Annotated in this window: 15 protein-coding genes; 13 read left to right on the top strand and 2 right to left on the bottom strand. The window is 72.0% G+C overall.

The window, feature by feature from the left end; all coding sequences use genetic code 11:
* The first annotated feature begins 61 nt into the window (after positions 1-61).
* From IEY56_RS09290 to IEY56_RS09260, 7 genes are all read left to right on the top strand, one after another.
* A complete protein-coding gene (locus IEY56_RS09290) occupies positions 62-1,057 on the top strand; it encodes an FAD binding domain-containing protein (protein ID WP_189036652.1) in 996 nt (331 codons plus the stop codon).
* Positions 1,054-3,294 (top strand): xanthine dehydrogenase family protein molybdopterin-binding subunit, encoded by a 2,241-nt coding sequence (locus tag IEY56_RS09285; protein WP_189036651.1) that lies wholly within the window; start codon positions 1,054-1,056, stop codon positions 3,292-3,294. Before IEY56_RS09290 ends, IEY56_RS09285 begins: the two co-directional genes overlap by 4 nt.
* 430 nt (positions 3,295-3,724) lie before the next feature.
* A complete protein-coding gene (locus IEY56_RS09280; RefSeq protein ID WP_229711742.1) occupies positions 3,725-4,198 on the top strand; it encodes a helix-turn-helix transcriptional regulator in 474 nt (157 codons plus the stop codon).
* Positions 4,199-4,328: 130 nt separating this feature from the next.
* Positions 4,329-7,766, top strand: coding sequence for a GH92 family glycosyl hydrolase (locus tag IEY56_RS09275; protein WP_189036649.1), 3,438 nt, complete (start codon positions 4,329-4,331; stop codon positions 7,764-7,766).
* A 322-nt stretch (positions 7,767-8,088) separates the two neighbouring features.
* Positions 8,089-9,057, top strand: a complete 969-nt coding sequence (locus IEY56_RS09270; protein ID WP_189036648.1) for an ArsR/SmtB family transcription factor — start codon at positions 8,089-8,091, stop codon at positions 9,055-9,057.
* A 227-nt stretch (positions 9,058-9,284) separates the two neighbouring features.
* Entirely contained in the window at positions 9,285-10,022 is a 738-nt protein-coding gene (locus tag IEY56_RS09265) for an HAD family hydrolase (protein WP_189036647.1), read from the top strand.
* Positions 10,019-12,364 carry a glycoside hydrolase family 65 protein gene (locus IEY56_RS09260; protein WP_189036646.1) on the top strand — a complete coding sequence of 782 codons (2,346 nt, stop codon included), beginning with the start codon at positions 10,019-10,021 and terminating at the stop codon, positions 12,362-12,364. Before IEY56_RS09265 ends, IEY56_RS09260 begins: the two co-directional genes overlap by 4 nt.
* A gap of 201 nt (positions 12,365-12,565) precedes the next feature.
* On the opposite strand, the gene IEY56_RS09255 is transcribed toward IEY56_RS09260, so the two are convergent.
* Positions 12,566-13,006: a GNAT family N-acetyltransferase gene (locus IEY56_RS09255; protein WP_189036645.1), complete on the bottom strand. Its 441-nt coding sequence runs from the start codon at positions 13,004-13,006 to the stop codon at positions 12,566-12,568.
* A gap of 533 nt (positions 13,007-13,539) precedes the next feature.
* Between IEY56_RS09255 and IEY56_RS09250 the strand changes: the two genes are divergently transcribed.
* Positions 13,540-14,307 (top strand): snapalysin family zinc-dependent metalloprotease, encoded by a 768-nt coding sequence (locus tag IEY56_RS09250; RefSeq protein WP_189036644.1) that lies wholly within the window; start codon positions 13,540-13,542, stop codon positions 14,305-14,307.
* Between the two features lie 54 nt (positions 14,308-14,361).
* Here the strand turns inward: IEY56_RS09250 and IEY56_RS09245 are convergent, their stop codons facing one another.
* On the bottom strand, positions 14,362-15,072 hold the full coding sequence (locus IEY56_RS09245; RefSeq protein ID WP_229711741.1) for a GNAT family N-acetyltransferase: 711 nt from the start codon (positions 15,070-15,072) through the stop codon (positions 14,362-14,364).
* A 299-nt stretch (positions 15,073-15,371) separates the two neighbouring features.
* Here IEY56_RS09245 and IEY56_RS09240 point away from each other — a divergent pair, with 299 nt between their 5' ends.
* From IEY56_RS09240 to IEY56_RS09225, 5 genes are all read left to right on the top strand, one after another.
* Positions 15,372-16,034, top strand: coding sequence for a TetR/AcrR family transcriptional regulator (locus IEY56_RS09240; protein WP_189036642.1), 663 nt, complete (start codon positions 15,372-15,374; stop codon positions 16,032-16,034).
* A 153-nt stretch (positions 16,035-16,187) separates the two neighbouring features.
* Positions 16,188-16,976 carry an ABC transporter ATP-binding protein gene (locus IEY56_RS09235; RefSeq protein ID WP_189036804.1) on the top strand — a complete coding sequence of 263 codons (789 nt, stop codon included), beginning with the start codon at positions 16,188-16,190 and terminating at the stop codon, positions 16,974-16,976.
* Positions 16,977-16,982: 6 nt separating this feature from the next.
* Entirely contained in the window at positions 16,983-19,352 is a 2,370-nt protein-coding gene (locus IEY56_RS09230; RefSeq protein ID WP_189036641.1) for an FtsX-like permease family protein, read from the top strand.
* A 65-nt stretch (positions 19,353-19,417) separates the two neighbouring features.
* Positions 19,418-19,546: a hypothetical protein gene (locus tag IEY56_RS28820; protein ID WP_268241320.1), complete on the top strand. Its 129-nt coding sequence runs from the start codon at positions 19,418-19,420 to the stop codon at positions 19,544-19,546.
* Positions 19,547-19,880: 334 nt separating this feature from the next.
* Positions 19,881-20,501, top strand: a complete 621-nt coding sequence (locus tag IEY56_RS09225; RefSeq protein ID WP_189036640.1) for a LysM peptidoglycan-binding domain-containing protein — start codon at positions 19,881-19,883, stop codon at positions 20,499-20,501.
* Positions 20,502-20,862 lie beyond the last annotated feature (361 nt).

Here is a 20,862-nt window from a genome sequence, read left to right as displayed (position 1 = left end):
CTCCCGGAAGACCCCGGCCGACGGCTCCTCGACAAGACGCCTCAGAAAGGGAGTACGTCCCGTGCGGCCCATCACCTACTCCCGCGCCGACGACACCGCCGGCGCGGTCACGACCGTCAGCGCCGACCCGACGAGCGACTACCTCGCCGGCGGCACCACCGAGATCGACCTCCTGCGCAGGAACGTCCTCACCCCCCGCCGCCTCGTCGACATCACCGGCCTGCCCCTCACGGGCGTCGAGGAGGCACCGGACGGCGGCCTGCGCATCGGCGCGCTGGCCCGCATGAGCGAGGTGGCCGCCTCCCCCCTCGTACGGGAGCGCTTCCCCGCCGTCGCCGAGGCCCTCGAAGCCGGAGCCTCGCCGCAGCTGCGCCACATGGCGACCATGGGCGGCAACCTGCTGCAGCGGGTGCGCTGCACGTACTACCGGGACGCCGTCTCCCCCTGCAACAAGAGGGACCCCGGGTCGGGCTGCTCCGCTTTGGAAGGCTTCAGCAGGGGCCACGCCGTACTCGGCACCAGCGCGCACTGCATCGCCGCCCACCCCTCCGACGTGGCAGTCGCCCTCGCGGCTCTCGACGCGCGCGTCCACACCCTCGGCCGGAGCGGCGAACAGGTCTACGGCATCGACGACTTCTTCCTGACGCCCGCGCACACGCCCCACCGCGAGCATCCGCTGGAGCACGGCGAACTGATCACCGCGATCGAACTGCCCTCCGCCCCCGTCGCCCGCCGCTCCGTCTACCTCAAGGTCCGCGACCGGGCCAGCTACGAGTTCGCGCTCGCCTCCGCCGCGGGCGCCCTCTCACTGGTGGACGGCACGATCGCGGACGTGCGGCTCGCGCTCGGGGGCGTCGCCACCAAGCCCTGGCGCGCACACCGCGCGGAGGGCGTGCTGCTCGGAGCCCCCGCGACCCGCGACGCGTTCGCCGAGGCCGCGCGCGTGGAACTGGCGGACGCGCATCCGACCCGCGACAACGCCTTCAAGGTCGACCTCGCGCAGCGCGTGGCCGTCCGCGTCCTGGAGACCCTCACGGCGAACGGGAGAACGTCATGACGACGGCGATCGGACAGCCCCTCACCCGCGTCGACGGACGCCCCAAGGTCACCGGAGCGGCGCGCTACCCCACCGAGTTCCCCGCGCCCGGCATGGCCCACGCGTGCCTCGTGGGCGCACGTGTCGCCGGCGGCCGCGTCCTGTCCGTCGACGCCTCGGCCGCCTGGGAGGAGCCAGGCGTGCTGGCCGTCCTCACACACGAGAACCTGCCGCGGATCGCCGGACAGCCGCCCCTCGTGCCCTCCCTCTTCGGGGGTCCCGCCCCCGGGGAGACGTTCTTCCCGATGCAGGACGACGCCGTGCACTACGCGGGCCAGCACGTCGCCCTCGTCGTCGCCGACACCCACGAACGCGCACAGCACGCGGCCTCGCTGCTGCGGATCGAGTACGAGGAGTCGGAACCGCTCACCGGCATCGAGCAGGGGCGCGACCAGGCGTACGAGCCCGAGGCGATCTTCGGCGGCTTCCTTCCCGCCCGCAACTCGCGCGGAGACGTCGCCGCGGGCCTCGCACAGGCATCCGTGCGCGTGGAGGGGACGTACCGGTTCGCCGCCAACCACCACAATCCACTGGAGACTTCGGGCACCACCGCGGTGTGGGACGGCGACGAGCTGCTCCTCCACGACGGCACCCAGGGCGTCACCGCCACCCAGCTGACCGTGGCGGCCCTCCTCGGCGTCCCGCTGTCGAAGGTCCGCGTCGTGAGCCCGTACGTGGGCGGCAGCTTCGGCTGCAAGGCGATGGTCTGGCACCACCCGGCGCTCGCCGCCATGGCCGCCCGCGCCGTCGGACGACCCGTCAAACTCGCCCTCACCCGCGAGCAGATGTTCACCTCCTGCGGCCACCGCGAGGAGCAGGAGCAGCACATCGCGCTCGGCGCGACGCACGACGGGAAGCTCACGGCACTCAGCCACCACAAGCTCTCCCCCACCTCGCCCTTCGACGACTGGGCGGAGCCTTCGCTGCAGACGGCGGCGCAGATGTACGCCTGCCCGAACTACGAGGGCTCCTACCGGCTCTTCCGCGCGAACACCATGACGCCCACGTTCATGCGCGGCCCCGGCGACTCCTCCGGCATGTTCGCCCTGGAGTGCGCCATGGACGAGCTCGCCTGCCGGCTCGGAATCGACCCGGTGGAGCTGCGGCTGCGCAACCTCGCGTCCGCCGACCCCGCCTCGGGACGTCCCTGGTCGAGCAACGGCCTCGAGGAGTGCTTCGAGCGCGGGGCCGCCCGCTTCGGCTGGTACGACCGGGACCCCGAGCCGCGGGTCCGTCGGGAGGGCGCCTGGCTCATCGGTACGGGCATGGCCGCCGCCGGCTACCCGGCACCGGCGCCCGGCACGCCGCAGCGCGCGCGGGCACGGATCTACGCGGACGGCAGCGTCGTCGTACAGGCCGCGACCCCCGAGTTCGGCACCGGCGTGGCTACCGCGATGGCGCAGGTCGCCGCCGACGCCCTGGGGGTGCCCGTCTCACGCTGCCGCTTCGAGAAGGGCGACACCGACTTCCCCGGCATCGCCGCCGCCGTGGGCTCCGCGGGCGCGGGCATGATCAGCGCCGCCGTCCACACGGCGGCGACGGCCCTTCGCGAGCAGCTCGTCGGCGAGGCCGTCGCGGACCCGGGGTCACCCCTGCACGGAGCGGACCCCTCCCAAGTGGCCGTCCACGACGGCCGGATGACGGCCGGCCCCGCCACCGAGCCCTACACGGACCTGCTGCGCCGCAACCACCGTCCGGACGCCGAGGCCTCGGGGACGTGGCATCCGCCGGGCATGGACGCGCCGTACGCGACGACCACCTTCGGCGCCCAGTTCGCGGAGGTCGCGGTGGACCCGGAGCTCGGACTGGTACGGGTGCGCCGTATGACCGGCGCCTTCGCACCGGGGCGCGTCCTCAACGCCAGGACGGCGCGCAGCCAGCTCATGGGCGGGATGCTCTGGGGCCTCGGCCAGGCCCTCCTGGAGGCCAACCACATGGAGCACGGGACGGGCCGCTGGGTCAACGCGAGCCTGGCCGACTACCTGGTGGCGGTGAACGCGGACGCGCCGGACGTCGCGGTGGAACTCGTCGAGGTCGAGGACCGGGAGGTCAATCCGCTGGGCGTCAAGGGCGTCGGCGAGATCGGGCAGGTGGGGGCCAACGCGGCCATCGCCAACGCCGTCCACCACGCTACGGGCAGGCGCGTCCGCAAGATGCCGGTCACCGTCGAGGACCTCATGGAGCTGCCGCTCGCGTGACCGGCCGACGGCGGATCACGTTCCGCTTTGCAGTCTTAAGCATTGCTACTCGCAAACGCGAAGCCCGCTTATCGTTTCCGGCATTCTCGATCTTCACATACGTGTTTCGATTGGTATTGACAACTGAAAGCACGGAAGCGGCCGGAAGTCGTCACTTCTAAAACGGACATAAGGCTGGATCCGCCTTCAGTCGGGCAGCACCGGGGTCAGCACAGGCATTGACCGCTTCATTCAGAATATGAAAACGTACAGGGACGCTGGGCTACTGACCTGTGGGCCTCGACGGGGGACTTTACAAATGAGTACTCGTATTGTTATCGGCGATGAGAGACGTCTGTTTTCGGAAGCTATCGCTGAAACACTCCGGCACGTCCATGACTTCGACGTCGTGGAGATCGTCAATGACAGCCGGGAAATAGTCCCCGCCGTCGTGCGTTTACTCCCCGCGGTCACCGTTCTCGGCTCGGTCTCCTCCAGCAGCGACGAACTCTCCCTCGCGGACGAACTGCGGGCCGTGGCCCCCCAGTGCGGCATCGCCGTCATAGGCACCGATCCGGGCAGGGGCACGATGGAGAAAGTCCCGTCGAACGGCTTTTTCAGCGTCGTTCCGGACAATGCGGGACTGACCCATCTGGTACGTGCGATAAAGGGCCTCGTCGCCGACTGCACCAGCATCGACCAGACCGTCATACGGCAGCCCTCACCCGCGCGGCAGTCCCTCAGCGACAGGGAGCGCGAGGTACTGCGGCTGACAGCGGACGGAGCACCCGTCAGGGAGATCGCCGCGGAGCTTTTCCTCTCCCCCGGCACCGTCCGCAATCTGACCTCCAGTGCGATCAAGAAGCTGGGCGGCCGCAACCGTTTCGACGCCGCCTGCATCGCGAGCAAACGCGGCTGGCTCTGAACTTCCGGGTGGCCCGGCCGTGCCGCTTCCCGGCCGGGCCACCCGGATTCCAACTGCGGATACTTCGGACGCTCTTGACATCCCGCGTCACGCCGACATTACTGTTCCTCTGCACCACTGTCGGACAACGATGTCAAACTCGGGAGAGGGTCACGTGCGGCAGCGCAGCCGAAGACTCAGGGGTCCGGTGAGGCCCACGGCCCTTCTCGCAGCGGCAGTCCTCGTGTTCACCGCGCTCGCGATGGGCGCTCAGGGCCCCGCTGCCGCCGCACCTCCGGAGCCGGGCGCGTCCGACAGCTTCCACTCCTCCTTCGAGCCGGACGATCCGCGTCCCGACTGGCGCGACAGCGTCGAGACCACCCCCGGCGGCGAGAAGAAGACCAACGGCGTCGAGCGGGAGTCCGAACCGGGCACGGAGGGGATGAGCAGCCGCACCGGCACCGGCCCCGCCGAGTCCCCCACCGCGAAGAAGGACGCGGGATTCACCGGCCTGCACGCTCTGCGCTACGCGGGCAAACACACCGCGAAAGGCCCCGGCTACTCCTACAACCGCGTCTTCGACGTGGACGTCCGCGTCACACCGCGCACCACGCTCTCGTACAAGCTCTTCCCGGAGCTGCCCGCGACCGATCTGGACTATCCGGCCACCCATGCCGCCCTCGACCTCGCCTTCACCGACGGCACCTACCTCAGCGACCTCGGCGCCAAGGACCAGCACGGCGCGAAGCTGACGCCGCAGGGCCAGGCGGCGGCCAGGACGCTGTACGCGAACCAGTGGAACAACCGGGAGTCGCACATCGGCGCCGTCGCCGCGGGCAAGACGGTCGACCGGATCCTGGTGGCGTACGACTCCCCGAAGGGCGAGGCCGACTTCAGGGGCTGGGTCGACGACGTCTCCCTCGCGGCGAAGGCACCCGTCAAGAAGCTCACCCACCCGTCCGACTACGTGCGGACCACGCGCGGCACCCTCTCCAGCGGCGACTTCTCCCGCGGCAACACCTTCCCCGCCACCGCCGTTCCCGGCGGCTTCAACTTCTGGACGCCGGTGACCGACGCCGGGTCCACTGACTGGCTCTACGAGTACGCGCGCAAGAACAACGAGGACAACCGGCCGACCCTGCAGGCGTTCAGCGCCAGCCACCAGCCGAGCCCCTGGATGGGCGACCGGCAGACCTTCCAGGTCATGCCCTCCACGGCCGCCGGCAAGCCGGACGCGTCCCGGAAGGCACGCGAGCTGTCCTTCAGCCACGACAACGAGACGGCACGGCCTCACCATTACGGCGTCACCTTCGACAACGGCCTCAGGACGGACGTCACGCCGACCGACCATGCCGCGATGATGCGGTTCGAGTTCCCCGGTGACGACGCGAACCTCGTCTTCGACAACGTCGACGGCCGCGGCGGGCTGACCCTCGACGAGAAGAACGGGACCGTCAGCGGCTTCTCCGACGTCAAGAGCAAGTCGTCGACCGGCGCCACCCGCATGTTCGTGTACGCCGAGTTCGACTCCGCCGTCACCGGCGGCGGCAGGCTGGAGGGCGGCGGCGGCAAGGACGTCACGGGCTATCTGCGCTTCGATCCCGGCGCGGACCGCACCGTCACCATGCGCATCGCGACGTCGCTGATCGGCGTCGAGCAGGCGAAGGCGAACCTGACGCGGGAGATACCGTCCGGCGACTCCTTCTCCCGGACGCGGGACCGCGCGCAGCGCCAGTGGGACGAACTGCTGGGGCGCATCGAGGTCGAGGGCGCCGGCCCGGACCAGCTCACCACGCTCTACTCCAGCCTGTACCGCCTCTACCTCTACCCCAACTCCGGTTCGGAGCGGGTCGGTTCGCGGCTCCGCTACGCAAGTCCGTTCTCGAAGCCCACGGGTGAGGACACCCCGACGCACACCGGCTCGAAGGTCGTCGACGGCGGGATGTACGTCAACAACGGTTTCTGGGACACGTATCGCACGACGTGGCCGGCGTACTCCCTGCTCACACCGCGCCGTGCGGGACGGATGGCCGACGGCTTCGTCCAGCAGTACAAGGACGGCGGGTGGATCTCCCGGTGGTCCTCGCCCGGCTACGCGGACCTGATGACGGGAACCTCCTCCGACGTGGCGTTCGCCGACGCCTACGCCAAGGGTGTCGAGTTCGACGCCGAGGCGGCGTACGAGGCGGCCGTGAAGAACGCCACCGTCGTCCCGCCGGAGTCCGGAGTGGGACGCAAGGGCATGGCGACCTCGCCTTTCCTCGGCTACACGAGCACCGGGACGAAGGAGGGCATGTCCTGGGCGCTGGAGGGATATCTCAACGACTTCGGCATCGCCCGCATGGCGGAGACCCTGTACGAGAAGACCCGCAAAGCGCGCTACAAGGCCGAAGCGGAGTACTTCCTCGGCCGGGCCCGCAACTACGTGAAGCATTTCGACGGCGATGTCGGCTTCTTCCAGGGCAGGGACGCGGACGGCGAATGGCGCCTTCCGCCCGGCGAGTTCGATCCGCGGGTGTGGGGCCACGACTACACCGAGACCAACGCGTGGAGCTTCGCGTTCACGGCTCCCCAGGACACCAAGGGCCTCGCCAATCTCTACGGCGGCAGGAAGGGACTGGCGAAGAAGCTGGACGCCTACTTCTCCACCCCCGAGACCGCGTCGAAGGAGTTCGCCGGATCGTACGGCGACGTCATCCACGAGATGACGGAGGCCCGTGACGTGCGCATGGGCATGTACGGGCACAGCAACCAGCCCTCGCACCACGCCGCGTACACCTACGACGCCGCGGGACAGCCCTGGAAGACGCAGCAGAAGGTCCGGGACGTCCTCTCACGCCTCTACCTGGGCAGCGAGATCGGGCAGGGCTACCCGGGCGACGAGGACAACGGCGAGATGTCGGCGTGGTACGTCTTCAGCGCGCTGGGCTTCTACCCGCTCGTGATGGGCTCCCCCGAATACGCCGTCGGCTCCCCGCTGTTCACCAAGGCCACGGTGCACCTGGAGAACGGCCGGGACCTCGTGGTGAAGGCTCCGCGCAACAGCGCCCGCAACGTCTACGTGCAGGGGCTGCGGGTCAACGGCAAGGCCTGGCACTCCACTTCGCTGCCGCACAAGCTGCTGGCCCGCGGCGGGACGCTGGAGTTCGACATGGGGCCCGAGCCCTCCAGGTGGGGCACCGGCGAGAAGAACGCCCCGTCCTCCATCACGAAGGACGGCAAGGTCCCCTCGCCGCCAAGCGACGTGACGGTACCGGGCAAGGACGACCCTCTCCTCGACGACACGTCGGAGAGCCAGAAGGCGTTCTCCCAGGCAGAGTTCGAGGTCCGGCCCGGGAAGCGGGACGAGCGGGTCGCCTCGTACACGCTCACCTCGGGGACCGACAGGAAGGACGCACCACGCGGCTGGGTCCTGGAGGGCTCCCACGACGGCGAGGAGTGGAAGACGGTCGACCGCCGGAAGGACGAGACGTTCCGCTGGGACCGCCAGACCCGGGTGTTCGCGATCGCCGCCCCGGGGACGTACCGGCACTACAGGCTCGTACCGACCGGCGAAGTGACGCTCTCCGAGGTCGAGATGCTGCGCTGAGGGCGCGCGGGGCCGGCACGGCGCCGGCCCCGCAGCACCCCCACGCATGCGGGACCGGGCCGTCCCCCCTCGCTCGCGCGCCCTGGTGCGGCTCCCGGCCGCTCGTCGGAGACCCGCGGACGCGCTTCCGCCTCCCCCCGGACGTACCGGTACGGCAGTGCACCGCCGTGCAACTGCCCGAGGTCGCGGCTTCGTTGATGGTCTTCGCAGCGGCGGAGAAGTGCGATGCTTTCAACTGAGGCTGAAACGTGCGCCGTTGACCGTACCGCTGCCGTGGACACCACCGCGGGCGGACTCTCCGGCGGAAGGGCCGGGAGGCGGCATGCTGCGGTTGCACTTCACGGTCGAGGATCTGCTGCAGGTCTCCACGGCCGAGGAGCCCTCGCCCCTTCTCGAGACCTGCCTTGCCTTCATGATGCTGCGGCGGGCCGACCCCCGGGCCGGTCTCGGACGCTGGCAGCAGCGGCACAGGGCGTCACTGCCCCGGCACGTGGGTGCGCTGCGTGAACTGCTCTCCGACAGCGGGGCCGGGCCGCATTTCCTCGATCCGCCGGGGTTCGGCATCGAGGACGGCGTCGAGCGGATCATGTCCACTCCCCGGGAGATCGCCCGCTCCGAGCTGCGCCGCGTGTGCGCCGTCGACCGTCCCGTCACCTCGTGGCTGCGCCGGCTGGCCGACAAGGAGCAGGCCGCGTGGGAGGAGCTGGCCGAGGCCATGCGCGGCGCCCACGACCATCTGGTCACCCCTGCCTGGCCGCGGCTGGAGGCCGGGTTCCGCACGGAGATCGCCTGGCGCAGCCGTCGGCTCGTCCACCGCGGCCTCCGGGAGACCCTGACGGGCCTGGCCCCCGGGCTGCGCTGGCGGGGCGCGACGCTGGAGGCCGACTACCCGCGGGATGTGGAGATCCATCTCGGAGGGAGGGGGCTCGTCCTCCAGCCGAGCCTGTACTGGACGGGCCGGCCGCTGGTCGCCTGCCACGAGGGGCAGCCGACGGTCCTCATCTATCCGGCGCTGACGCCGGTCCCCCTGCTGGACGGCCCCACGGAGCGCGACCGCCTGGCGGCCCTGCTCGGCTCGACCCGCGCAGCGGTGCTCCGCCTGCTGACCAGGCAGTTCACCACCACGGAGGCCGCCCGAGAACTGGGGGTCAGCACGGCCTCCGTCTCGACCCACGCGAAAGCGCTCCGAGAAGCCGGGCTCGTCACCAGCCTCCGCGACGGCAAGGCCGTACTGCACTGGTGCACGCCCCTGGGCCTGGACCTCATCGCGCACTCGGCGTCACAGCTCTGACCGGGGGCGGACGGCGGGCTGCGGCGCGGACCCGTGGCTGCGCCTCTCACCACTGAGCCCCTCACCACTGAGCCCCTCATCGCTGCGTCTCCGGCGCGCCGCTCCCCCGGTCGGCCCAGCATGCGGGTGTACCGGCGGGGCCGCGGTGCGCGGTGGCCGTCCGGCGGTCGCGGGAATCGGCGGCCGGGCAGGCATGCAAACACCGCCTGACGGGGACCCGGCCCCGCATGACGACGCCGGGCCTGCCTCAGTCAATCCGCGCCTGCCTGTTCGACCTCGACGGGGTGATCACCAGGACGGCCGTGGTCCACGCCGCCGCGTGGCGGGAGATGTTCGACGACTTCCTCGGGCACCGCGAGGGCGACGCCTTCCGCCCCTTCTCCGACGACGACTACGACCGGTACGTCGACGGCCGTCCCCGCGCCGACGGCGTCCGCACCTTCCTCGCCTCCCGCGGCATCGAGCTGCCCGAGGGCTCGCCGGACGACGGCCCCGGCGAGGAGACCGTCAACGGGCTGGGCAACCGCAAGAACGAACTGCTGCTGGCCAGGATCCACAAGGACGGCGTCGACGCGTACCCCGGCTCCCTCCGGTACCTGGGCACGGTGCGAGACGCCGGGCTGAAGACCGCCGTCGTCTCCTCCAGCGCCAACTGCCGCGACATCCTCGCCGCCGTCCGCATCGAGAACATGTTCGATGCACGGATCGACGGTGTGGTCGCCCGCGAGCGCGGGCTGCCGGGCAAACCCGCCCCCGACACCTTCCTCGCCGCCGCCCGCGACCTCGGTGAGGCCCCGGCCGCCTGCGCCGTCTTCGAGGACGCGCAGGCCGGGATGGACGCGGGCCGCGCGGGCCGCTTCGGCTACGTCGTCGGCGTGGACCGCGTCGGGCAGGCCGAGGCCCTGCGGGCCCACGGCGCCGACACGGTCGTCGAAGACCTCGCCGAGCTGGAGGGACGCTCATGATCAGGCACCGTGCGTACGCCTGCGAACCCTGGCTGCTGCGCGAGACGGGGCTCAACCTGGACGTGCTGCCGCAGAGCGAGTCCGTGTTCGCGCTCTCCAACGGCCACGTCGGCTGGCGGGGGAACCTCGACGAAGGCGAGCCGCACGGCCTGCCCGGCTCATACCTCAACGGCGTGCACGAGCTGCACCCGCTGCCGTACGCCGAGGCGGGCTACGGCTATCCCGAGTCCGGCCAGACCGTCATCAACGTCACCAACGGCAAGATCATCCGCCTGCTCGTCGACGACGAGCCTTTCGACGTCCGCTACGGGCGGCTGCGCTCCCACGAGCGCGTCCTCGACCTCCGCAACGGAGTGCTGAGCCGGACCTGCGAATGGACCTCCCCGGCGGGGAGGACCGTGCGGGTGCACTCCACGCGCCTGGTCTCCTTCACGCAGCGCGCCATCGCCGCCGTCGCCTACGAGGTGGAGCCGCTGGACGAGGAGGTGCGCGTCGTCGTCCAGTCCGAGCTCGTCACCAACGAGCAGCTCCCCCACACGCCCGGCGATCCCCGCACCGCCGCCGCCCTGGAGTCGCCGCTGGCGCCGGAGGAGAACCTCGCGTCGGGACACCGGCTGCGCCTCGTGCACTCCACCCGACGCAGCGGGCTGCGGGTCGCGACGGCGGCCGACCACTTCGTCGACGGGCCCGAATCCACGCGCGCTTCGAGCGAGAGCGGGGAGAACGTCAGCCGCCTGACGGTCACTTCGGTGCTGCGGCCGGGGGAACCGCTGAGGCTGGAGAAGATGGTCTCCTACGGCTGGTCCAGCGTCCGCTCGCTTCCGGCGGTCCGCGACCAGGTCGACGCCGCCCTCGCGGGTGCGCGCAGCACGGGCTGGCAGGGCCTCGCCGACCAGCAGCGTGCGTACCTCGACGAGTTCTGGGCCCGTTCGGACGTCGAGGTGGACGGCGACGCGGAGATCCAGCAGGCGGTGCGCTTCGGCCTCTTCCACGTGCTCCAGGCCGGCGCCCGTGCCGAGCAGCGGGCGATCCCGGCGAAGGGGCTGACCGGGTCCGGCTACGACGGCCACTCCTTCTGGGACACCGAGACGTTCGTGCTCTCCCTGCTGACCTACACCTCGCCCCATTCGGTGGCCGAGGCGCTGCGGTGGCGGTACGACACGCTGCCCGCCGCCCGTGCCCGCGCGGAGCAACTGGGCCTGCGCGGCGCCGTGTTCCCGTGGCGGACTATCGACGGCTCGGAGTGCTCGGCGTACTGGCCCGCCGGAACGGCCGCGTTCCACGTCAACGCCGACATCGCCGACGCCGTGGTCCGGTACGTCGAGGCGACCGGCGACGAGGACTTCCAGCGGGAGACGGGCGTGCCCATCCTGGTGGAGACCGCACGCCTGTGGCACTCCCTCGGACACCACGACCACCAGGGCGCCTTCCACTTCGACGGAGTCACCGGGCCGGACGAGTACAGCGCCGTCGCGGACGACAACGTCTACACGAACCTGATGGCACGGGAGAACCTGCGGCAGGCCGCGAACGTCATCGAGCGGCATCCGGAGGAGGCCGCGGCGTTCGGCGTCGACGACGAGGAGGCGGCCGCGTGGCGCGACGCCGCCGACGCCGTGGCGCTGCCTTTCAACCAGGACCTGGGCGTGCACGAGCAGTCGGCGGGCTTCACCGGGCACCAGGTGTGGGACTTCGCGGGGACGGCGGAGGACGAGTATCCGCTGATGCTGCACTTCCCGTACTTCGACCTGTACCGCAAGCAGGTCGTCAAGCAGGCCGACCTCGTCCTCGCCATGTGCAAGCACGGCGAGATGTTCGACGCCGACCAGAAGGCCCGCAACTTCGAGTACTACGAGCAGCTCACCGTCCGGGACTCCTCCCTGTCGGCGTGCTGGCAGGCGGTGATGGCGGCCGAGGTCGGTCATCTGCGGCTGGCGTACGACTACTTGGGCGAAGCGGCGCTCATGGACCTCTTCGACCTGGAGAACAACACCCGCGACGGACTGCACATCGCCTCGCTCGCGGGCACGTGGATCGCGCTGGTCCAGGGCTTCGGAGGCATGCGCCACTACGACGGCCTCCTCGAGTTCGCGCCGAAGCTGCCGGAGCGGCTCTCCCGGCTCGCCTTCTCGGTGCAGGTCAAGGGCCGGCGGCTGCGAGTGGAGATCGAGGACTCCGCCGCGGTCTACACGCTGGTGCAGGGCTCGCCCATGGAGGTGTGCCACTACGGCGAGCGCTTCACCGTGATCTGCAACGAACCGCGCCGGCGGAAGGTCGAGCGGCCGGCGCGCCGTCCGGGGCCGTCCCAGCCGCCGGGACGGCGGCCCGCCAGCAGGCACTGACGGCCGGGGCGGCGGCAGTTGACGCTCTAGGGGCTGTCTGACAAATGGCGCCGTTCGCCCGGAGGGCGGGGCTCGCGTCGTCTGGTGCGGGCGGATGCAAGGCGGAGGTCCGTCCTCGTAGTGGGCTACTCGGTCGGTCCGACAACGCAGCAGACGTGCGTGCCAGGCGGCGCGAGCCAGGCGGGATTTGTCAGACACGCCCTAAGGGAGGTAGCGGCGGAACCCCTGCGCGAGGGCGGAGAAGCCGCACGCCTCGTAGAAGGCGTGGACGTACTCGTCGTCCGCCGCGAGGAGTTGCACCTTGTAGCACCCCTCCGCCTCGCCCAGCCGCACGGCGGCCTCCAGCAGCCGTCGCCCGACGCCGGTGCGCCGGAAGGCCCCGGCCACCACGACGTTCTCCACGAACATCACGCCACGGCCGCCGCGAGTGAGGTTCGGCATGACGAGGCAGTCCGCCGTCCCGGCCACGGCGCCCAGGGCGTCCGCCACCAGGACGGTGCGCCCGCGCTGCCCCGCGACGGCCTGCCACACGGCTTCGGCGGACGCCCTGGGCAGCGGGGCGTCGTCAGGGTTCAACTCGCCGTAGAGGGCCAGCAGTTCGGGCAGCTCCGCCTCGGAGGCCGGCCGCACGGTGACGTCCATGGGCCGAGCCTATGCGGACGCGGGCCGGACGGATGCGGACGCGCACTCGGACGGATCGCCCTCGGCCGCTCCTCGACCACCCCTGAACCGGCGCTGATCTCCCGCCACGTGCGCAGTGCGCAGTGTGCAGTGCGCAGACCGCCGAACGGCAGCAGTCCCGTGGTGAGTTACTGCTCAGGCGGTTGAGGTTCGCGCGGAGTGAGTGCCGCCCGGCGATCACGCCGCGGATCACGCCACATCCGCTGCCGCCCCCGCTCGTCGGCGACTGCCGCACCGGCACCGGCTTGACCAGCCCCTGACCGGAGGCGGCACCAAGAGTGCCGAACCTCGGTAGTTGTGCGCTCTGACACGAATCCCCCGACAAGAGCGATCCGGCCCGCTAGTAATGTCATGCACATCAATTCCCCGGCGGAAGCGGCCCCGCCCTGCCGGGTGAGTGGCGAACGCCGCGGGACCGCCGTACCGGGCAGCGCCCGGAGCCCCGCGGCAGGCACCCCCTTGACAACGGACTTGACCCTGCAGGGAGATGCACGATGCGTAGCGGACCGAGGAAGTGGGCGACGGCCTGCCTGCCCCTGTCGATGCTGGCCCTCGCGGCCTGCGGCAGCGGGGAGCCCCAGAGCTCGCCCCCTCCGGAGGTGGGGAGCGCCACCTCCATCGACGGCGAACTCGGGGATTCCGCGGGGACACGTTCCGGTGAGGACCCGTCCGGCGTGAGCCGCGACGGCACGGACACGCGCAGGGACGGCGACATCGGGGAGTCGGCCGGTGCCGCGGCCTCGGGCGGGCAGGCCGGCCAGGGCGAGGAAGCCGCGGCGGTCTGGCCCGTGGACGACGTCGTGGGCGCCGTGCCGCGGTCCGCGCCGGCCGGGCAGGGCAAGGGCGCCGTCTCGGTGGTGACCTACGACGCCCGTCCGGCCGGCGAGTACGCGGACGCGGTGAGGGACGCCGCCGCCTCGTGGAACGACCGCGTGCGCAACGTGCGGCTGCGGCCCGCCTCCGACGGTGCGAAGGCGGACATCCGCGTCACCGTCGTCAAGGGATGGCCGGGCGCCGACCCGGCGGGGGCGAACCTGGGACGCGGCACCGTCGAGATCGGCCGCGAGGCCCTCGAACAGGGATACGCACCGGCACGGATCGTGGCCCACGAACTGGGCCATCTGCTGGGGCTGGAGGACAAGCAGCCCGGTTCCTGCTCGAACGTGATGTCCGGCAAGTCGCCGGGCACGCGCTGCACCAACTCGGCCCCCAGCGGCGCGGAGGTCCGTCAGGTCGAGGCGAACTTCGGCGCCGACGGCTGAGCCGGAGCGGCCTCCACGGCACGACGGCGCCCTCCGCGCGGAGCGCTCACCGTCTCAGAAGCCGCCCGGCGTACGGGACGGACCGCCCCCGGAGGCGCCCCGGGTCCCGCCGGGCGGCGGGGCCTGCGGGCTCCAGACCATCGTCTGCTGGTGCACGCGCTTCCCGTGGTGCCGCAGACCGGGGACGACGGGCGCCGGACCGTACTCGGCGAAACCCATTCGTCGGAAGAACCGCACCGCCCGGTCGTTCTCGGCGACGGTCTGCAGATGGCATCCGGGCGAGCCGGTCTCCCGCAGCCGCTCGAACCAGCGGTTCATCAGGCCGTCCGCGGCGCCCGTGCCCCGCGCCGCGGACGCCACGTTGATGTGCAGGTGCGCGGGCCACCGGTCGTCGACGAAGTCCCCCGCGACGGGCTCCCGCCTGATCGCCGCCCGCACCAGATCGCCCGTGCTCCGCACGAAGAAGGCCGCGGGGCGGCGCCGGAAGACCAGCCTGTGCTTGCGGATGGCCTCCGCCATGAGGTGGCTCTGGCCGGGGAACGACGAGGTGTCGAGGCAGCCCGCCAGATAGCCCACCAGTTCGCCGTCGACCTCGGCCACGAACAGCGAGTCCGGCACCAGGTCCATGTACGGGGCGAGGTAGATCGCCGCTTCGGACTCCTCGTGCCCCCACAGCGAGGCGGTCGGAGCGCCCTCGCCGGCCCGGCTGAAGAGCTCGCGCAGCGCCGCCCGGTCGGCCTCAGCGAAAGCACGGATCTCCGTCACGTTGCGACCATCTCCGGCCTCCACCTGTCGGATCAGCTCATTTTGGCACGTCCGGAGGCACCCGCAGTCCGCTGCCGGCTTCCGCGGACGGCGGGGGCTGGCGCTCCGTCGTCCGGCGTGGCTATAGTTTTGGTCGTACGCCCAATGCATTCGTCCAAGGCGAACGGCCAAGGCAGATGTCCAAGCCGTCCTGCGCCGTTGCCGACTGCCCGATCAGTCCGCCCGGACCGGCGGCTCCCCGACACGCGGTTCCGGGGAGCGCTCCGGCGAGCGGACGCCCGAAGTCCCGTGGAGTGGAGATGACCCCGACCTCGTCGGAACGCGGACAGGAAACCCGGCAGCGCCTGCTCGACGCCGCGGCGCAGCTCATCGTCGAGGACGGCTGGGGTGCGGTGACGACGCGGCGCGCGGCCGACCGGGCGGGGCTGCGGCCCGGGCTGGTGCACTACCACTTCCGCACCGTGGAGGACCTGCTCGTGGAGGCCTCGCTGGCAGCCGCACGGCGCGAGGTCGGCTCGGCGGCGGAGCTGCTGGCCTCGACGGGCGACCCGGAAGAGGGCGTCACGCAGGTGTTGGAGCTGATGTCGTCCTACTCCGCCGCCGACCCCTCGACGGTTCTCTTCAGCGAGATGCTGCTCGCCTCGACCCGCGTGGAGCGGCTGCGCGGAGAGCTGGCGGAGCTGCTGGGCGAATGGCGCGGGGCCGTCGCCGACTGGCTCGCCTCCGCCAGTGCCGCGTCCGGCAGTGCCGTCCCAGCCGGGGAACCCGGCAGTGCCGTCCCAGCCGGGGAACCCGGCGGGGCGTCCGCCCGCGAGGACCACGAGGCGACGGCGCTCCTGCTCGGCGCCGCACTCGACGGGCTCGTACTGCACCGGCTGATCGACCCTTCACTCGCCCGGATTCCCGTGACCGACCAACTGGCCCGGCTCGCGGGCGCCAGTAGACGAACCGGCCGCCGCTGACGTTCCCTCGCGCCGCCGGCGTCCCCTGCCGTGGCTGCCGTTCCCTGCCGTGGTCATGCGGCCAGGCGGCCGGGCCGGGACGGCGCGCGGTGCCGCGTCGCCCAGCCCGCGCACCGCACGCACACCCATTCCGAGGAGGTACCCGTGGCACCGATGAGCACCACCGGCGGCGACGCCGCCGTGAACCCCGCAGGCACTGCCGGAGAAGGCTCCGCACCCGGCGCACCGCCGGGGGCCCGCGGAGGCGTCCGGCTGCGCGGCGTGACGAAGACCTACGGGGACGGCGAAGCCGCCGTCCGCGCCCTCGACGGGGTCGACCTGGACGTCGGACCGGGCGAACTGGTCGTCGTGCTGGGCCCGAGCGGCTCGGGCAAGACGACGCTGCTGAACGTGCTCGGCGGGATCGAGGCACCTGACGGCGGCTCGGCCGAGGTGGCGGGAGTGGAGCTGGCGGGGCGCCGCCCGCGGGGGCTCGCCGGCTTCCGGCGTGAACACATCGGGTTCGTCTTCCAGTTCTTCAACCTCGTGCCCACCCTCACGGCCCGGGAGAACGTCGAGGTCATGGTGGAGCTGACCGGCCGCGGCGAACGGCGTGAGGCCGTCGCGCTGCTGGAGTCCGTGGGGCTCGGCGAGCGGCTCGACGCCTTTCCCGCGCAGCTCTCCGGCGGTCAGCAGCAGCGCGTCGCGATAGCCCGGGCCCTCGCCACCGACCCCGACCTGCTCCTCGCCGACGAACCGACGGGAGCGCTCGACGTGGCGACGGGAAAGTCGGTCCTGCGGCTGCTCCAGCGGACCAACCGGCAGGGCAGAGGCGTGCTGATGGTGACGCACAACGCCGCGATCGCGCGGATCGCCCACCGCGTCGTGACGATGCGGGACGGCCGGGTGGAATCCGTCACGACGTGCGACGCACCCGCCGACGTCGCCGCAGTGGAGTGGTGAGCCGCCGTGAACCGGATCCTCCTCGACAAGACCCGGCGTGATCTGCGGCGCCGGCTGCCGCAGTTCGCCGCCGTCGGCGTGACCGTGCTGATCGGCGTCCTCCTCTTCGTCTCCAGCTACGACGCCTACCGCAACCTCGGCTCCAGCTATGAACACACCTACTCCCGCATGCACTTCGCCGACCTGACGGCCTCCGGCGGCGACCCGGCGGAAGTGGCCGCGGCCGCCGGTGCGGAGCGCGGGGTCTCGGAGGTGGCCACCCGTACCCAGGCGCGCGTGCCCGTGCGCTTCGGGAAGGACGAACTGCTGGGCCGCGTGGCGGGATTGCCGGCAGGCGCACAGCCCGCCGTGAACAAGGTCGACGTGACCGAGGGGCACTACCCGAAGCGCGGCGACAGCCGGGGCGTGCTGGTGGAGCGCCACACCGCGAAGACGTTCGGCCTCGCTCCCGGCGACACCGCGAAGGTCTTCGACGGGAAGCGCTGGCGCGCGGTGACCGTACGGGGCGTGGCGGACTCGCCCGAGTACCTCTGGCCGGCCCTGAGCCGCCAGCAAGTGGTCGGCGACCCGCACAACTTCGCGGTCGTCTTCGCGCCCCAGTCCTCTCTGCGAAGCCTCACCGGCAGCGCCCCCGCGACGAGTCAGACGCTGGTGCGCCTGTCCGGCGGAGCCCGTGACGACGGGGGCGCGGCCGAAGAGCGCATCGCCGAGAGGATGCGCGCCGCCGGAGCCACGGAGGTCCAGCCGCGCTCGGAACACCCCTCCCACTCGGCTCTCGACGGCGACCTCGAAGGATTCTCCCAACTCTCCGTCGCTTTCCCGGTGTTGTTCCTCTCCGCGGCGGCCGTCGCCGCGTACGTCCTGATCACCCGGCTGGTGCTCTCCGAACGGAAGGTCATCGCCATGTTCCTCGCCGCCGGGGTCCCGCGCGCCACGGTGGCGCGCCACTACCTCGGCCACGGCGTGCTCGCGGGGACGGCCGGCGCCGTGCTGGGGGTCGCGCTGGGCGCCGCGGTGACACCGGCGATGACGCACGCCTACACCGCGGAGATCGGGATTCCCTACACGCTCGTCGAACACCGTCCGGCCGTGCTGGCGACGGGTGCGCTCTTCGGAGTGCTCGTCGGGCTGGTGGGCGGCGCGGCCCCGGCATGGGCCACGACGAGGACCGCACCGGCCGAGGCCCTGCGCGGCGACGGCGGCACGATGAGCCCGCCCGGGCGGTGGAGCCGGGCGCTGGCGCGGGCCCGGCGGCTGCCGCTGACGCTGCGGCTGTCCCTGCGCGAGCTGGGCCGCAGCAGGCGCCGCACCGTCGCCTCGATGGTGGGCAGCGTGCTCGCGCTGGTGCTCGTGCTCACCTCGGCGGGCATGGCGGGCAGCATGAAGGCGGCGACGGACGTGCAGTTCGGCGAGGTACAGCGCGAGGACGCCACCGTCACCGCCGACCCGCGCGCCCGGGACCCGCGGCCCGCGCTGCGCGGCATCGACGGGGTGGAGGCGGTCGAGGCCGTGGCGACGGCCCAGGTCACCGCCCGGAACGGGGACCGCTCGTACAGCACGGCGCTGACGGGCTACGACCGGCGCACGTCGATGCACGGCTTCCGCACCCCGGACGGCGGGGAGCGGCGGCTGCCCGGGGACGGCGCCGTACTGGCGGGCAAGGGCGCCGCCGAGCGGCTGGGGCTCTCCACCGGCGACCACGTCACGCTGCGCGCCGCCGACGGCCGCGAGGAGCGGGTGCGGCTCGCGGGCCTCGTCGACGAGCCGATGGGCTCGGCTCTGTACGCGACGCGGACGACCGTCGAGGAAGCGACGGGCGCGTCCTCCACCGGATACGCGCTGCGCTTCGCGAAGGGCGCGGACGCACCCGACCCGGACCGGCTACGCCGGGACGCCACAGCGGTCGAGGGCGTCGTCGCCTACGCCGACTCCCGGGCCGTCGCGCGGCAGATCGACCGCTACATGGCGCTGTTCTGGGTGTTCGTCGGGGTGATGATGCTGCTCGGCGGGGTGCTGGCCCTGACCGTCGTCTACGTGACGATGAGCGTCAACGTCGCGGAACGCACTGCAGAGTTGGCGACGCTGCGCGCCTCGGGCGTGTCCCTGCGCCGCATCGCCGCGCTGCTCGCCGCCGAGAATCTGACGGCGACGCTGCTGGCCCTGCCGGCGGGCCTCGCCGCCGGGTTCGCCGCGGCGTGGCAGTTCCTGCGCTCCTTCGACAGCGACATGCTGTCGCTGGAGCTGGAGATCGGATGGCCCGTCGTGCTGGGGGCCTGCCTCGCGGTGGCGGGTGCTTCGCTGCTGTCGCAGATCCCGGCGGTGCGGGCGGTGCGGCGGCTCGACATCGCCGCCGTCGTCCGCGAGCGGGCGGGCTGAGCCGGCCGGCGGCCGCACCGCCGCGAGACCTATAGGTGAAGGCCGGACGGCGCCGCGGCGATTCCGTGGCGTCGTCCGAGGGTCTCCCCGCGTCGATCCAGAACTCCCCTGCGGTTGCAGACGTGATCACACCCGAGGAGGAGTTGGGGCTGCTCGACGAACACCCCGACTCGCTCTTCACTCCGCCCCCGTAGGCCGCCGTCCCGCAACTCGCCGCAGCCCGCAGCCGGAACCCCCCGCCCCCGCTGTAACTCGCCTTACCGGTAAGCGACTTGGCTCGCAGGACGGGGCGGTCCCCCGGAGCGCGGACGATGTGACCCTTCTCTCCGGTGCGCCCCGCCGACGCCCGGTTGTCCGCTTCGCCCCTAACAAGTTGACCTGCACAGATGGCGGTTATTGCTGCCATGCGTCAACTGATGGATCACTCAGGGCCGTTTTGGCCACCCGCGCCTGTGTGCTTACGGTCGCCACCGCTCGAACGTTCGCAACGACCTGTTGCGGACACCGCGATCGTTAGGAACCTTCACGATGATGTTCTCCGGCAAGGGCCGTGACCGTGGGCCCGTCAGGGCCGCACGCCTCGCCGTCCTCACCGGTGTCGCCGGTGCCGCTGTCGCCCTCCCGCTGGTGACCGCGCCCGGCGCGCAGGCTGCCTCCGTCGGCACCTGGGAGAAGGTCGCCGAGTGCGAGTCCAGCGGCGACTGGCAGGCCGACACGGGCAACGGCTACTACGGCGGCCTGCAGTTCTCCGAATCGAGCTGGAAGGCCGCGGGCGGTACGAAGTACGCGCCGCGCGCCGACCAGGCGAGCAAGGAACAGCAGATCGCCACGGCCGAGAAGCTGCTCGACCAGCAGGGCCCGGGCGCCTGGGCCTGCGCCGGTGAGGGCGGCCTGACCTCCGGCGGCGCTCCCGCCGACGTCGACCCCGGCGGCGGCTCCGGCACGGACTCCGGCGGTTCGCAGCAGAGCGAGCCGGCGCACGAGCCGCAGGGCGGCGAGGGCGACTACACCGTGAAGCCCGGTGACACGCTGGCTTCCATCGCGACCGCCCACGACGTCGGCCTCAAGCAGCTCTACGAGGACAACAAGTCCGTCGTCGGCGGCGACGAGGACCTGATCCTTCCGGGTCAGGAGCTGCGGGTCGGCTGAGACCGCCCCGCCCCGCGCAGCCCCGCGCTGCGCTCCGTACGGCCGCAGCCCGCGCTCCCTCCCCCGAGAGCGCGGGCTGCGGCGCGTCCGCTGCCGACGGACCGTCCGCACCCTGCCGGACGGTCCGGGGCACCCCCGTGCATCCGGCCCGCGGAGGCCCACCCCCTGAGCCTCCGCGGAACCAGACGCCGCAACTGCGCCGACCCGGAAACCAGCGCCGGACCGAAAAGCCGGTCCGCACGCCGCCCCCGTACACCCCCCCGCCGGGCCGCGCACCCCCGTCACGCGTTCACCCCGCACACCGGTGCCGATGCCCTCACCCCCGTCGAGGGCATCGGCTCACCCCGTCTCACCAGCACGA

This window comes from Streptomyces daqingensis, assembly GCF_014645895.1.
Classification (GTDB): Bacteria; Actinomycetota; Actinomycetes; order Streptomycetales; family Streptomycetaceae; genus Streptomyces; species Streptomyces daqingensis.
This window is presented reverse-complemented; position numbering and strand designations above follow the sequence as displayed.